10 protein-coding genes are annotated in these 14,730 nt (G+C 69.7%); 2 read left to right on the top strand and 8 right to left on the bottom strand.

Annotated features, from left to right (window positions below; genetic code table 11):
• The first annotated feature begins 319 nt into the window (after nt 1-319).
• Complete coding sequence (locus DVW87_RS15690; RefSeq protein ID WP_114688731.1) at nt 320-1,282, top strand: methyltransferase; 963 nt, start codon at nt 320-322, stop codon at nt 1,280-1,282.
• Entirely contained in the window at nt 1,279-2,526 is a 1,248-nt protein-coding gene (locus tag DVW87_RS15685; protein WP_181814862.1) for a dicarboxylate/amino acid:cation symporter, read from the top strand. The genes DVW87_RS15690 and DVW87_RS15685 overlap by 4 nt, the downstream gene beginning before the upstream one ends.
• Here the strand turns inward: DVW87_RS15685 and DVW87_RS15680 are convergent.
• From DVW87_RS15680 to DVW87_RS15645, 8 genes are all read right to left on the bottom strand, one after another.
• Entirely contained in the window at nt 2,523-5,066 is a 2,544-nt protein-coding gene (locus DVW87_RS15680; protein WP_181814861.1) for a sensor domain-containing protein, read from the bottom strand. The genes DVW87_RS15685 and DVW87_RS15680 overlap by 4 nt on opposite strands.
• A 234-nt stretch (nt 5,067-5,300) precedes the next feature.
• Nucleotides 5,301-7,976, bottom strand: a complete 2,676-nt coding sequence (locus tag DVW87_RS15675) for a sensor histidine kinase (protein WP_114688729.1) — start codon at nt 7,974-7,976, stop codon at nt 5,301-5,303.
• Entirely contained in the window at nt 7,976-8,575 is a 600-nt protein-coding gene (gene kdpC / locus DVW87_RS15670) for a potassium-transporting ATPase subunit KdpC (protein ID WP_114688728.1), read from the bottom strand. Before kdpC ends, DVW87_RS15675 begins: the two co-directional genes overlap by 1 nt.
• A gap of 13 nt (nt 8,576-8,588) precedes the next feature.
• Nucleotides 8,589-10,622: a potassium-transporting ATPase subunit KdpB gene (gene kdpB, locus DVW87_RS15665; protein WP_114688727.1), complete on the bottom strand. Its 2,034-nt coding sequence runs from the start codon at nt 10,620-10,622 to the stop codon at nt 8,589-8,591.
• A 12-nt stretch (nt 10,623-10,634) separates the two neighbouring features.
• Nucleotides 10,635-12,338 carry a potassium-transporting ATPase subunit KdpA gene (gene kdpA / locus DVW87_RS15660; RefSeq protein ID WP_114688726.1) on the bottom strand — a complete coding sequence of 568 codons (1,704 nt, stop codon included), beginning with the start codon at nt 12,336-12,338 and terminating at the stop codon, nt 10,635-10,637.
• An 11-nt stretch (nt 12,339-12,349) separates the two neighbouring features.
• Nucleotides 12,350-12,439, bottom strand: a complete 90-nt coding sequence (gene kdpF, locus DVW87_RS15655; protein ID WP_037531783.1) for a K(+)-transporting ATPase subunit F — start codon at nt 12,437-12,439, stop codon at nt 12,350-12,352.
• A gap of 111 nt (nt 12,440-12,550) precedes the next feature.
• Nucleotides 12,551-13,405, bottom strand: coding sequence for a TorF family putative porin (locus DVW87_RS15650; protein WP_114688725.1), 855 nt, complete (start codon nt 13,403-13,405; stop codon nt 12,551-12,553).
• 256 nt (nt 13,406-13,661) lie between these two features.
• A complete protein-coding gene (locus DVW87_RS15645; RefSeq protein WP_114688724.1) occupies nt 13,662-14,600 on the bottom strand; it encodes a DUF808 domain-containing protein in 939 nt (312 codons plus the stop codon).
• Between the last annotated feature and the right edge of the window lie 130 nt (nt 14,601-14,730).

Raw genomic sequence — 14,730 nt, 5'->3', positions numbered from 1 at the left:
GAGCCGACAAAAACACCGGCACAGCTCCCTACCCCTTTTTCTCGGGGCGGTCAGCGCACCAGGCTTTCAGCAACCACCGCGACAGCTCCAACCGGGCCACCGCTGCGGTGACACCCATCTAGGGGAGGGAGTCGGGGCTGTCAAACGTCTTTTGTCAAAAAAACGAAATCTGCTGAAAAAACCGGCCGCGGCCGATCCCGGCCCGGGCCTGCCCCGACCGCAAACGCTCCGCCTTTCGCCTGTGATGAACCGCTGCGGGCCAAAGACGTTGTAGGCGAAACGATTAACGGGGGAGGCAGGCCTGTCACAAGCGGCAACGATGGAGTGCGACGCAATCGATGAACGCGGAACGGAGGCGCTTGCCGGGCTCCTGCGCCATCTGCACGCCCGGGATTACCGCTTCGTCACCCCGACCCCTGCCTCCCATGCCCGGGTGCTGGCCCGGCCGGAAGCGTCGATCGCCCGCGATCTGCGCGACGTGTTCGGCTGGTCGATGCCGTTTCCTTCCGACCTGCTGGACCGGGATCTGCTGCATCGCCTGCGGGCCGCCGGGCTTGTCGAGGAGGCGGGCGAGTCGCTGAAAAGCCGGGTCCGCGTGTCCTCGCTGGGCGCCGACCTGTTCGTCCATTCCGCCTTCCCGACGGACGACACGGACGCGGTGTTCTTCGGCCCGGACAGCTATCGATTCGCCGACCTCATCTCTCGCGAACTGGCACGCTGCCCGCAGCGGCCCGGCGCCACGCTGGTCGATATCGGCACCGGCGCCGGCGTCGGGGCGATCGTCGCCGCACGCTTGTGCCCGGAGGTCGCGATCGTGATGACCGACATCAACCCCGCAGCCCTCGCGCTTGCCCGGATCAACGCCCAGGCGGCAGGCGTGCCGGCAAGCTTTCACTGCGCCGCGGACCTTTCGCCGATCGCCGGCCCCCTGGACCTCGTGCTCGCCAACCCGCCCTACATCATCGATTCGGCCGGTCGCACCTACCGAGACGGCGGCGACATGCATGGCGGGCAGATCTCGGTCGAGATGGCGGAGCGCGCCACCCCCCGCCTGGCACCCGGCGGCCGCTTCATCCTGTATACCGGGAGCGCGATCGTCCGCGGCCGGGACGCGTTGCAGGATCGGCTGGCGAGCCTGGCGCGCGAACACGGCTGCATCCTGCGCTACGCCGAGATCGACCCCGACGTCTTCGGCGAGGAGCTCGAAACGCCTGCCTATCGCGATGTGGAACGGATCGCGCTCGTCAGCGCGGTGATCGAGCGCGCCGGGCAGGCCGCGTGACGGTGATCGGCAGCCGGCCCGTGCGGCTCCTGGCGGCACTGGCGATAGGCCTCGCCGCTGGAAGCCTGGTCGAGGGACGTGCGGCCGTCGTCCTCGGTGCCATTCTGCAGCCGGTCGGTGCGCTGTGGCTGGATGCGCTCACCATGACGGTAGTGCCGTTGGTGTTCGGCCTGCTGGTGACGGGCGTCGCTTCCGCCTCGCGGGAAGCGGCGGCGGGCAGTACCACCCTGCGGGCGCTGCTGTTCTTCGCCCTCCTCCTCACCGGCGCCTGCATCGCCGCCGCCGCCCTGGCCGAGACCCTGTTGCGGTGGTGGCCGGTCCAGCCTGGCGCCCTGGGCGCGGCGGCCGCCGGAGCATTGCCGGGCACGGGCAAGGCCGCCGAATGGTACCATTCGATCATCCCCGCCAACCCGATCCAGGCGGCGGCGGACATGGCGATGGTTCCGCTGGTGGTATTCGCGCTGTTTCTCGGGTTCGCCCTGGCGCGGCTGGATAAGGACGCCGCCGAATCGCTGCTCAGGCCCTTGCGCACGCTGGTGGCAGCCATGCTGGTGATCGTCGAGTGGGTGCTCGCGGCAGGACCGTTCGGCATCGCGGCGCTTGCGTTTGGCGCGGGGTCGCGGCTCGGGGCGGGCGTGGTCGGCACGCTTGGCCAGTATGTCGCCGTCGTGGTCGCGTGCTGCCTTGCCGCGACGGCGCTCGCCTATCTGTGGGTCGCCGTGGCGGGGCGCACCTCGCCGCTGCGCTTCGCCAGGGCCGCGCTGCCGGTGCAGGCGGTCGCGCTGGGCACGCAATCCTCGCTGGCCAGCCTGCCGGTGATGGTGGAGGCGGCCGGCAGGCTCGGCGTCGCGCCGGAGGCCGGGGGCATCGTGCTGCCGCTTGCCGTGTCGCTGTTCCGCGCGGCAAGCGCCGCCGCGAATGTCGCCGTGGCCGTGTACCTCGCGCATGTCGGCGGCGTGCCGCCGGGCATCGGCGCGCTGGCATTGGCGGCACTGGTGGCGGTGCCCGTCAGCCTGGGCGCGGTGGGCCTGCCCGCGCAGGTTTCGTTCTTCGCCACCATCGCGCCGGTATGCATCGCCATCGGCGCGCCCGTGTCCGCCCTGCCCCTTCTGCTCGCGATCGAGGCGCTGCCCGACCTTTTCCGGACGCTGGGCAACGTCACGAACGACCTTGCCGTCGCCTGCATCGTCGGGCGCCGCGCGGGTGCGCGGGACGAGGAAACCGCACCCGCGCCCGGCAATTAGACCCGGCGGAGCAGTTCCGTGGCCGCCTCGGCGGGCGCAGCATGGCCGTAGAGATAGCCCTGGCCGAAGGTGCAGCCCAGCGCCGCCAGGTGCCGCGCCTGGTCCTCGCGCTCCACGCCTTCCGCGACGACCTGCATGTTCAGCCGATGGGCCAGGCTCACGATCGTGTCGACGATCGCCGCATCGTCCGATCGCTCGCACACCGTTGCCACGAAGCTGCGGTCGATCTTGATGACGTCCACCGGAAACATCTTGAGGTGCGTCAACGATGCGAATCCGGTGCCGAAATCATCCAGCGCGATCGTCAATCCATGGTCGTGAAAGGTGGCAAGGGTCGCCGCGACCTTTTCGCTGTCCCGGCCCAGCAGCACCGTTTCGGTGATCTCCACTTCCACGCAGTCGAGCGGCACCGCCAGCCGCCGAAACGGCTCGATCACCCGCTCCGCCAGCCGCTCGTCGCGGAACTCGGCGGGCGAGAGATTGATGGCGACATGGCCGGGGTGGAGCCCTGCGTCGAGCCAATGCCGAAGGTCGTGCGCCACCCGGTCGATCAACCGGTCGCTCAACGCCGCCGCCAGCCGAAGATCGTCAAAGGCGACCGCGATCGTTTCCGGTCCTTGCATCCCCAGGCAGTCGTGCCGCCAGCGCAGCAGCGCCTCGAAGCCGGCCAGCGCACCGGTGTCGAGCCGGATTTGCGGCTGGTAGAAAGGCTCCACCCGCTGGTCGCGCGTCACCATGCGCGCGACGTTGAGCATGGAATTGCGCCGCTGCAGTCCGGCGCGCATGCCCGGCTCGAAGATCGACAGTTCGCCGCGGCGCCCTGCCTTGCCGACATAGAGCGCGATGTCCGCCGCCTTCAGCAACTCCGTTCCGCCGGTGCCGTCGCGCGGAAAGAAGGACACGCCGGCGGTCGCCTGCATGTCGCAGGCATAGCCGTCATGCTCGAACGGCTGGCGCAGCACTTCCAGCGCGTCGCCGATCGCGGCCGGCAAATTCTCCCGCGACACGCCCTCCACGAGCACCGCGAACTCGTCACCCCCCAGTCGCCCGACCACGCGCGCCTCGCCAAACGCGTCGGCAAGCCGGCGGGCGAAGGTCTTCAACAGCATGTCGCCCGCGTCATGGCCGATCGTGTCGTTGACTTCCTTCAGTCGATCCACGTCGAGCAGGACGAGCGCCAGGTCCTTGCCCCCTTCGGCGCGGGCGATTGCCTGCTCCAGCTGCTGGGTGAAGAAGAAGCGATTGGGAACCTGGGTCAGCGTGTCGTGGGTGGCGATCCAGCGGATTCGATCCTCCGCCGTGCGCTCTTCGGTGACGTCCCTGACCGTGACCAGCACCCGCGTCAGCCGGCCGGACGACGCATGCATCCGCCAGCCGGATGTCTGCATCCACCGCTCCGCCCCGTCGCTCGCCCGGCGGATCTTGAGGGTGACGTCGAAACGCGCGCTGCTGTCGCCGGCCTGCGCCGCCTGCACCAGGCTCTTCAGAACGGGTCGATCCTCCGGCACGACCAGTGCCAGCGCCGTGCCGATCTCCGGCCGCGCGTCAAACGGCAGGCCGAGCATCGCCTTGAACTCCGGCGACCATTCGCGGCGGCCGGACAGCGCGTCATAGTCCCAGATGCCCAGAGCGGCCGCCTGTGCCGCCAGCCTGAACCGCTCCTCGCTGTCGCGCAGCTCGTTCTGCGCCAGCCGCCGGTCGTGCACGTCCTCGATCGTGCCGTACCAGCGGATCACCTCCCCTTCGGCGTTCAGGCGGGCGGAGGCGCGCGCCCGGAACCAGCGATACTCGCCGCTCGCCGTCATCAGCCGGTACTCGACGTCCACCGGCTGCCTGCTGGCAAGCGAGGCGGCCCATTGCTGGCGGGTAAGGGCCCGGTCCTCGGGGTGGAGGGCCGCGACCCAGCTTTCCCCCAGCGCCTTCTCGCGCGCGATGCCGGTGACCTCGTGCCAGCGGCAGCTTACCTCCAGCACCGCGCCATTGGCCCCCGCCAGCCAGGTGATCTGGGGATTGAGCTCCACCGCATGACGGTAATGCTCCTCGCTTTCGCGCAACCTCGCCTCCGCATGGCGGCGGGCGGTGACGTCGGAGGCGACGAAGATGGCGGAGCGCGGCCTGCCGTCGATGCCCGGCACGAACGACACATGAACCGAGCACCAGATCGCCGAGCCGTCCGGCCGCAGATAGCGCTGTTCGATGGCGAACGGCTCGCCCCGCGCCAGGTGATCGCCATAAGTTCGCGAGAACCGCGCCACGTCGTCGGGATGGGTAAGGCTGGCGAAGTCCAGCCCGTCCAGCACGCCGGCCGGTCGGCCGACCAGGGCGCAGAAGGCGTGGTTCACCAGAAGCACGCGTCCGTGCAGATCGCGGTGGAGGATGCCGATCCTCGCCCGGCACAGCACGGTCTCGATCTCGGCCGTGCCGCTCTGTTGCGTCGAGCCGGCAATGGCCGCGAGCAGCGCCTGCCGGTCGACGTTCGACAATTCGGTATCCAGAGCGGAGGCTGGATCGAACAGCGCTCCGCCCATGAAGTGCTGCACCCGATGCCTCCTCACCCACCCTGGTTTCTCGAAGGCCATGCTAGTCGAACGCGCTTAAATAGCGGTAACAGGAGCCTTTTTGCGTTTTCCGTATTTTGCAGGAGCAGCGTGAGTCCGGATGCTTCAGGGCTCGTCATTGCGGCTCCCGACCGAGTCGGCTGCATCGGACCGCCGGCGCGCCCGGCGGGGGAAACACCTCAACTGGTCCACACCCCCGCCCCCCGTCCGCTCCGCTCAGGGCGCCTCGCCGCCCGGCAGATCGCGGACGATGAGCGCGGGCGGAAAGACCAGCGCGAACGACGCGCCGCTGCGCTCCTCGCGGTTCGCCGCCTCCACCGTCATGCCCATGGCGTCGGCGAACGCCTTGACGATGGCGAGGCCCAGCCCGGTGCCGCCCACCGCGCGGTCGGAGCCCTCCAGCCGCGTGAACGTCTCGAACACCTCCGCCTCGCGCCCCGGCGGCAGGCCCGGCCCGCGATCGAGAACCGCAAGCCGCAATTCGCCGAAGCGATGCCGGCCCTCGATGACGATCTCGGTGCCGGGATCGCCGTAGCGCCCCGCATTGTCGAGCAGGTTGAGCAGGCAATGGTGCAGCAATTGCGGGTCGGCGCGCACCAGCGGCAGGTCGGGCGGCACGTCCAGCCGCACGCCATGCCCCTCCAGCGCACGGCGCGCATCGTGCGCGGCGCCCGCCACCGCGTCGCTCAAGTCCACCGCCTCGATGTTGAGCCGCAGCGCCCCCGCCTCCACCCGCGCCATGTCGAGCAGGTTGGCGACGAACCGGTTGAGCCGCGCCGCCTCGCTTTCGATCGTGCCGATCAGTTCGGCAGTCGCGCCGTGGTGCAGCTGTGCGGCGGCGGCGATCACCGCGGTCAGGGGCGTGCGCAGGTCGTGGCTGACCGACGACAGCAGCGCCGCACGCAGCCGATCGCGCGTGCGCACCGCATCCACGTCGCGCATCTCGGCTTCCAGCCGCAGCCGTTCGAGCACCAGCGCGGCCTGGTCGATCAGGCTGGTGAGCAGCGGCAGCTGGTCGGCCCGCACCGGGTCCGCCCCCGAATCGCGCGCGATGCCCAGCACCGCAAGCACATGGCCGCCGGCCTGGAGCGGGTGGAACAGCCATTCGGAGGCCGCCAGCGTGCCCGATCCCTTGCCGGCGGCGCTGCCGTTGTCGAACGCCCAGGTGGCGGCGGCCAGGTCCATGGTGCCGATCTGGTACTCGGGATCGCTCGCTGCGCTCACTTCCAGCCGGGCGCCCGCCGCGGGCGTCATCAGCACCGCCCGTACGTCGAACAGGCGACGGATGTCGTCGCAGATCATGCGGGAGGCGAGATCCATGTCGTTGACGCTGGCGATCTGCCGCAGAAAGCCGGCCAGCGTGGCGTTCGCGCGTGCGCTTGCCGCGGCGAGGTCCGCCTGCGCCCTGACCCGCGACGTGAGCTGGCTGGTGGCAAAGGCGATGCCGAGCAGCACGATCACGGAGACGAGGTTCTCCGGGTTGCTGATGCTCAGCGTGCCGACCGGCGGCAGGAACACGAAATTATAGGCCAGGCTGGAGGCGATGCCGGCGAACAGGCCCGTGCGCAGTCCGTAGAGGCTGGCCGCCGCCATGACCGGCAGCAGGTAGAGCAGCGCGACGTTGCCGAGGTCGAGGATGTGGAACAGCGCGCTGGCAATGGCGGTGATCGCCGCGATCATCGCCGTCGTCACCGCATATCCGGCCGGCGTGCCCCAGCGGGCCGGGCGGCGGCGTTCCCGCTCCCGCCTGCCGGCCTCGGCGGGCAGCGGGAGAACGTGCACGGTGACGCCGGGCGTGTCGCGGATCAGGCGATCGACCACCGATCCATGGCGCAGCTCGAACCAGCGCGACCGGCGCGACTTGCCCAGCACCAGCTGCGTCGCGCGCGCATCGGCGAGGAAGCTCCGGATGCCCTCCACGGCACTGGTCGCGGGAACGGTCGCCACCGCGCCGCCCAGCTGCGTCGCCAGCGTCATCGCCGCGGCGACGCGCCCATGTTGCGCGTCGGTGAAGTGGGCGGCGCGCGGCGTTTCGACGAACAAGGCGGTCCATGGCCCGCGCAACCCATCCGCCACGCGCTTGGCGGCGCGGACCAGCACGTCGGCGCCCGGCAGCTCGTTGATCGCCACCACGATCCGGTCGCTTCCCGCCCAGGTGCCGCCCAGGCCCAGCGCGCGCACGTCGTCCAGCATGCGCGCATCCACCGCCTGCGCCGCGCGCCGCAGCGCCAGTTCGCGCAACGCCGACAGGTTCGATCGGGAGAAGAAATGACCCAGCGCGCGGGTCGCTTCCTGTGGCAGGTAGACCTTGCCGGCCTTCAGCCGCTCGATCAGCTCGTCCGGCGGAATGTCGACAACCTCGATCTCCGCGGTTTCCAGCACGCTGTCCGGCACCGTCTCGCGCACCCGGATGCGGGTGAAGCTGGCGACCACGTCGTTGAGGCTCTCGACATGCTGGATGTTGACCGTGGAATATACGTCGATGCCTGCGGCAAGCAGTTCCTCCACGTCCTGGTAGCGCTTGGGATGGCGGCTGCCGGGTGCATTGGTGTGGGCCAGTTCGTCCACCAGCACGAGCCGCGGCGCCCGCGCGAGGATCGCGTCGAGGTCCATCTCGTGCAGCGTGCGGCCCTCGTACGGCACCGCGCGGCGCGGCATGATCTCGTGGCCGCGGGTGAGCGCCTCCGTTTCCGCGCGCCCATGCGTCTCGACGATGCCGACCACCACATCGACGCCGTCGCGCTTTCGCGCCGCCCCCTCGGCCAGCATCTCGTAGGTCTTGCCGACGCCCGGCGCCGCACCGAGGAAGATCTTCAGCCGGCCACGGCCCTCCTGCGCCGCCTGGCGCAGAAGGGCATCCGGATCGGGCCGTCCGTCACCGGGCAGCGGCATCAGCGGCGCGGAACCTCGGGCGAGCCGGTGCGCGAGAGGCCGTCCAGCGCCTGGTTCAAGGCCAGCACGTTGACATGCGGCTCGCCCAGCACGCTTGCCTCCGTCCGTTCCGCCACCAGCGCGCGCACCCGCTCGGGAGCGAGGCCGCGGACGCGGGCCACCCGCGGCGCCTGCGCCAGCGCGGCGGCGGGCGACAGGTCGGGGTCCAGGCCGGAGCCGCTGGCGGTGACGAGGTCGCCGGGCACCGGCCCGGTCACGCCTTCGCCGCGACGCTTCCCGACGTCGGCCTTCACCCGATCGACCAGCGCCTGCGCGGTCGGCCCCAGGTTCGACCCGGAAGAGGCAAGACCGTCATAGCCCTTGCCGGCGGCGGACGGCCGCGTCTGGAAGTAGCGTTCGGAGGTGAACGCCGGGCCGATCACGGTCGATCCGATCACCCGCCCGCCGCCATCGCGCACCAGGCTTCCGTTCGCCTGCGAGGGGAAGATCGCCTGGCCGATGCCCGTCATCGCCAGAGGATAAGCAAGCCCGAGCAGCGCCGCGAACAGGAGCGTCATGACGATTGCGGGACGCAATGCGGAGGAGAAATCCTTGCCCATGTCTTTGTGTTCCTTACGCGAGACGGAGGCCGCCGACCACGAGGTCGATGATCTTGATGCCGATAAACGGGGCGACCAGGCCCCCCAGGCCGTAGATCGCGAGGTTGCGGGCGAGCAGCGGCCCGGCGGCCATCGGCTTGTACGCCACGCCTTTGAGCGCCAGCGGCACCAGCATCGGGATGATGATCGCATTGAAGATGATCGCGCTGAGGATCGCGGATTCCGGCGAGCCCAGCCCCATCACGTTCAGCACGCCGAGCCCCGGATAGAGCGTCACGAACATCGCGGGAATGATCGCGAAATACTTGGCCACGTCGTTGGCGACGGAGAAGGTGGTCAGCGCCCCGCGGGTCATCAGCAACTGCTTGCCCAGACCCACCACCTCGATCAGCTTGGTCGGGTCGCTGTCGAGGTCGACCATGTTGCCCGCCTCGCGCGCCGCCTGCGTGCCGGTGTTCATCGCGACGCCGACATCCGCCTGCGCCAGCGCCGGCGCATCGTTGGTGCCGTCGCCGCACATGGCGACGAGCTTGCCGCCGGCCTGCTCCTTGCGGATCAGCTCCAGCTTGTCCTCCGGCGTCGCCTGGGCAAGGAAGTCGTCCACGCCCGCTTCCGCGGCGATGGCGGCGGCGGTCAGCGGGTTGTCGCCGGTGATCATCACCGTGCGGATGCCCATGGTCCTGAGCTCGCCGAAGCGCTCGCGGATGCCGGCCTTCACCACGTCCTTGAGGAAGATCGCGCCCAGCAACCGGCCATCCCTGGCGACTGCCAGCGGCGTGCCGCCGGCGCGGGCGATCTCGTCGGTGATGCGGCGCAGCTCGGTCGCCGCGGCCGCTTCGCCCGACCCCGCATTGGCGCGCAGGATCGAGTCCACGGCGCCCTTCTGGATCAGGGTGTCGCCGGTGCGGACGCCGGAAACGCGGGTCTGCGCGGTGAACGGGATGACCTCCGCCCCCTCCGGCATCACGCGGTTGAGATCAAAGCGCTCCCGCGCCAGCACCACCACCGAGCGGCCTTCGGGCGTCTCGTCCGCCAGGCTGGCGAGCAGGGCCGCCTCGGCCAGTTCGGCCTCGCTCGCACCGCCCACCGCGCGGAACTCGGACGCCTGGCGATCGCCAACCGTGATCGTGCCGGTCTTGTCCAGCAGCAGCACGTCGACATCGCCCGCCGCCTCCACCGCCCGGCCGGACTTTGCGAGCACGTTGAACCGCACCAGCCGGTCCATGCCGGCAATGCCGATCGCCGACAGCAGCGCGGCGATGGTCGTGGGGATCAGCGTAATGAGCAACGCCGCCATGATCGCCACCGGGATGCTGCCGCCGGCATAGCTGGCAAAGCCCGGGATCGTGCCCACCGCGATGAGGAAGATGATCGTCAGCCCGACCAGCAGCAGCGTCAGCGCGATCTCGTTGGGCGTCTTCTGCCGCTCGGCGCCTTCGACCAGCGCGATCATGCGGTCGAGAAAGCCCTTGCCGGGCTCCACCGTCACGCGAACACGGATCTCGTCGGAGATGACCCGCGTGCCCGCCGTCACCGCCGAGCGGTCGCCGCCGGCCTCGCGGATGACGGGCGCGGACTCGCCGGTGATCGCCGCCTCGTTGACCGACGCGACGCCCGAGGCGACCTCGCCGTCCGAGGGGATCAGGTCGCCGGTTTCCACCAGCACGATGTCGCCGACCTTCAGCTGGCTGGCGGGCACGTCGTCATACTGGCGACCGTCTCCCTTCAGCCGCTTGGCGGTGAGTTCCGCCTTTGTGGCGCGCAAAGAGGCCGCCTGCGCCTTGCCCCGGCCTTCCGCCAGCGCCTCCGCAAAGGTGCCGAACAGCACCGTCAGCCACAGCCAGACGACCAGCTGGAGCTTGAAGCCGATGCTCAGGCCATCGTGCCCGATCACCAGCAGGACGGTCATCAGCGCCGCCACCGCGGCAGTGACGAACATCACGGGATTGCGGACCAGCTCCGCAGGGTTGAGCTTCACGAACGAGGCCTTGATCGCGGGCACGACGAGGTCGGCCGTGAACAGGCTCTTGGTAGCGGTTTTTGCCATGGTGCCTTCCGATCAGAACAGCTGGCCGCGGATCATCGAAAGATGATCGGCAATGGGGCCGAGCGCGAGGCTCGGCAGGAAGGTGAGACCGCCCAGGATCAGGATGATCCCGACGAGCAGCCCGACCCACAGGCCGCCCGTGGTCGGGAACGAGCCCGCGCTTTCCGGCGTGTACTTCTTGGCGGCCAGGCTGCCGGCGATGGCCAGCGTCGGCACGATGATGAAGAAGCGGCCCACCCACATGGCGACGCCCAGCAGCCCGTTATAATAGGGCGTGTTGGCGGTGAGCCCGGCAAAAGCCGAGCCGTTGTTCGCGACCGCGCTGGTGAAGGCGTACAGGATCTCCGAAAAGCCGTGCGGCCCCTTGTTGAGCGGGCCGGCCAGCCCCTGCTGCAACACCGACGACAGGGCGGTGAGGCCCAGGATCATCAGCGGCAGCACCGCGATCGCCAGCACCGCCAGCTTCACTTCGCGGCTTTCGATCTTCTTGCCGACATATTCCGGCGTGCGGCCGACCATCAGCCCGGCGACGAACACCGCCAGGATGGCGAACAGCAGAAAGCCGTAGATGCCCGCCCCCACGCCGCCGATCACCACTTCGCCCAGCTGCATGTTGAACAGCGGCACCAGGCCGCCCAGCGCCGTGAAGCTGTCGTGCATCGCGTTCACCGCGCCGCACGAGGCAGCGGTGGTGACGACGGAGAACAGGGCAGACGCGGCGATGCCGAAGCGCACCTCCTTGCCTTCCATGTTGCCGCCGGCGACGCCGAACTGATGGAGCACGGGGTTGCCCGCCGCCTCCGCCCAATAGCTCACGCCCGTGCCGACCAGGAACAGGATCATCATGGCGGACAGGATCGCCCAGCCCTGGCGCGTGTTGCCCACCGCCTTGCCGAACGTCCAGGTCAGGCCGACGCCGACCACGAAGATCGACAGCATCTGCACGAAGTTGGTCAACGCGGTCGGGTTCTCGAACGGGTGCGCGCTGTTGGCGTTGAAGAAGCCGCCGCCATTGGTGCCGAGCATCTTGATCGCCTCCTGCGACGCGACCGGGCCGAGCAGGAGCGACTGGCGCGCGCCCTCCAGCGTCTCGACGTTCCCCACCCCCGCCAGCGCCTGCGGCACGCCCGAGGCGATCAGGAAGATCGCGTAGGCGATGCAGACCGGCAGCAGCAGGTACAGCGTGATGCGGGTCACATCCGCCCAGAAGTTGCCGACCGTCCCGGCCTCGCGCCGGGCAAAGCCGCGAAACAGGGCAAAGGCGAGCGCGATGCCGGTCGCGGCGGACAGGAAGTTGTGGATCGTCAGCCCCAGCATCTGGCTGAGGTTCGACATGGTCGATTCCCCGCCATAGCTCTGCCAGTTGGTGTTGGTGGTGAAGCTGATCGCGGTGTTGAACGCCAGATGCGGCGATAGCCCGGCTAGGCCCTGTGGATTGCCCGGCAGCACGCCCTGCAACCGCAGCACGGCATAGGTGAAGGCCATCAGCGCGACGTTGAACAACAGCATGTGCAGGGCGTAGCGCCGCCAGCCCTGCTCCTGCGCAGGATCAACGCCCGCCAATCCGTAGAAGCCGCGCTCCACGGGACCGAGCACGAGGTGCAGCGGCGTGCGCCGCCCTTCGTAAAGGGTGAACAGCCACAGGCCGACCGGCTTCGCCAGGGCGAGCAGCACGCCAAAAAAGGCAAGGATCAGGAACCAGCCCTGAAAGGTCATGGTCGCCTCCTTCAGAAGCGTTCGGGGCGGATCAGCACCGCCACCAGGTAGACGAGAAGGCCAAGCGCGGTGAGCGCGGCCAGCCAGAGGTCGAGGGTCATCGCCATCTCCCTCAGGCGTTGTCGCACAGGCGGACAAAGGCGAGCGTCAGCATCACCAGCCCTGCCATGATCGCGACCCAGAGCAGATCCTGCATGTCGGTCCTCCAGCGCTCAGAAGGCAGCGGTCAGCGAGGCCAGCACGGTGCCGCCGGCAATGTTGCCGCTGCCGTCCTGGCCCTTGCTGAAGCTCGGCCGCAAATAGGCGGCAGAGCGGCCGGAGATGTCGGTGTCGACATAGCTGACGTTGAAGGTCAGGTTCCTCCACGTCGCATCCGCGCCCAGCGACCAGTCCCAATAGTCGCCGGTGGGCGACACCGCGGTGGCGTTCGGGCCGAGGCCGTCCTGGCCCCAGCTATGGCCGACATGCGCCTTGGCGGTCAGCGGCGTGCCCGCGATCGCCAGTGCGCCGTCGCCCCACAGGTACAGATTGTCGTCCTTGGCGCCCGGTCGGTCATAGGTGCCCGCCGCCGCCGATGCTCCGCCCTTGTACCATTTGCCGAGCGCCTCCTGCCTGGGGGCGTATGCCACGCCCGCCGTGAGGGTCGCCGGGCCGGTGGTGCCGGTCAGCCTGGCATAGGGTTCGGCGAAGTCGGTCTTGTCCGCCCCGCCCGGATAGACGTACCAGGTCAGCCCGACGTCGAGGGTGGCGCCGTCCGCCAGCCTGGCCTTGTACCCGCCGATCAGGTCCAGCTCCATGTTGGCGCCGCCGAACGTGCCCCAGCCCGCCAGGTTCGATGCCCAGGCGGCGACATACGCGCCGCTTTCATGGGCGATCGTGATGCCGCCCTGCACCGCCATCTCCCGGTCGGATTGCGATACTCCGCGAAAGCGATAGTCGGACGCGATCGTCGCGGAGCCGCTGACGGTGAGCGTGGGCGGGGCAGCGGCGGTGGCGGCAGACTGCGCCTGCGCGGCGACCGGCGTGCCGAGAAAGGCGACAACGGCGATGCCGTGACGGAACTTCATTGCTGGGTCCTTCCGAGCGGCGATCGTCCCGTGACGATGCCTTCAGGAAGGGGCGATTAGGCCCGGCTCGCATAGCAATTCGAGATCGAATCCGGCCGGGCGCATATAGCCGGAATATGTTTCTCCGCCGCCGTGCGCCGGAACCCCGGAAGGGCACGCTCCGGGCGCCCGACGGACGATCAACCCCGTCAGCCGGGCACGGCCATCGCCGCCACCACGCCCGCCGCCTGAACATGGCGCAGGCAGCCGGCGCGGCTCAATGCCCGATGGTGTGCCGCCGCGGCAACAGGTGCAGGACGGCGACGATCGCCGCGCCGGCGACCAGGCCGAGAAGCGCGGAGCCGAGCGCGGTGACCGCCCATTCGGTCACCCCGCCCGCCGGAAACGCGTGCGCCGCCCGCTCCGCCAGCTCATGCAGGCGATGGGGCAGCGCTTCGAGCCCGAACTCCTCCATGCCATGCACCAGGATGCCGCCGCCGACCCAGACCATGGCCGCCACGCCGATATGCGACAGCGCCTGGAGCAGCACGGGCATGCCGCGCACCAGCGCGCGTCCGACCGCCTGTGTCGCCGCGCCGGTGCGTCGGCTGAGGTGCAGGCCGATATCGTCCATCTTCACGATCACCGCGACAAGGCCGTAGACGCCCGCCGTGATCGCCACCGCCACCGCCGCCAGCGCGGCGGCACGCGTGCCGAGCGACAGGCCGGGCAGCTCGGCCAGCGAAATGGCCATGATCTCGGCCGACAGGATGAAATCGGTACGGATCGCGCCCGCCACCTGCCGCTCCTCCAGCGCGGCGGGGCTGTCGATCGCCGACACCTCCTCCGCGTGGTGAGTGCCGCTCAGCGCCTCCCAGATCTTCTCGGCCGCCTCGAAGCAGAGATAGGCACCGCCCACCATCAGCAGCGGCGTGATCGCCCAGGGCGCCAGCGCGCTGAGCGCAAGCGCGACCGGCAGGATGAACAGCAGCTTGTTGCGCAGCGAACCGAGCGCGATCTTGCCGATGATCGGCAATTCCCGATCCGGCGTCAGCCCCACCACATAGCGGGGGGTGACGGCGGTGTCGTCGATCACCACGCCGGCGGCCTTCACGCCGGCCCGTCCGGCCGCAGCGGCCACGTCGTCCACCGATGCCGCGGCAAGGCGCGCCAGCGCCGCCACGTCGTCAAGCAAGGCTACCAGCCCCCCGGCCATGTTCTTCTCCCGATGCGAACGCGCGTTCGTGCCTGCCGACTTCCGCGCGGCCGGGCAAGCGCCTTGCCGGGGTCAGCCCGCCGGGAAAAGGGCCGGGATCGCCGGTCCGACGGCCTGGCTCGACTTACGT

Origin of the sequence: Sphingomonas aracearum, assembly GCF_003345355.1 — a bacterium.
In the GTDB taxonomy this organism is placed as follows: Bacteria; Pseudomonadota; Alphaproteobacteria; order Sphingomonadales; family Sphingomonadaceae; genus Sphingomonas; species Sphingomonas aracearum.
The sequence above is the reverse complement of the archived record's forward strand: the minus strand, read 5'-3'. Positions and strand labels throughout refer to the sequence as shown.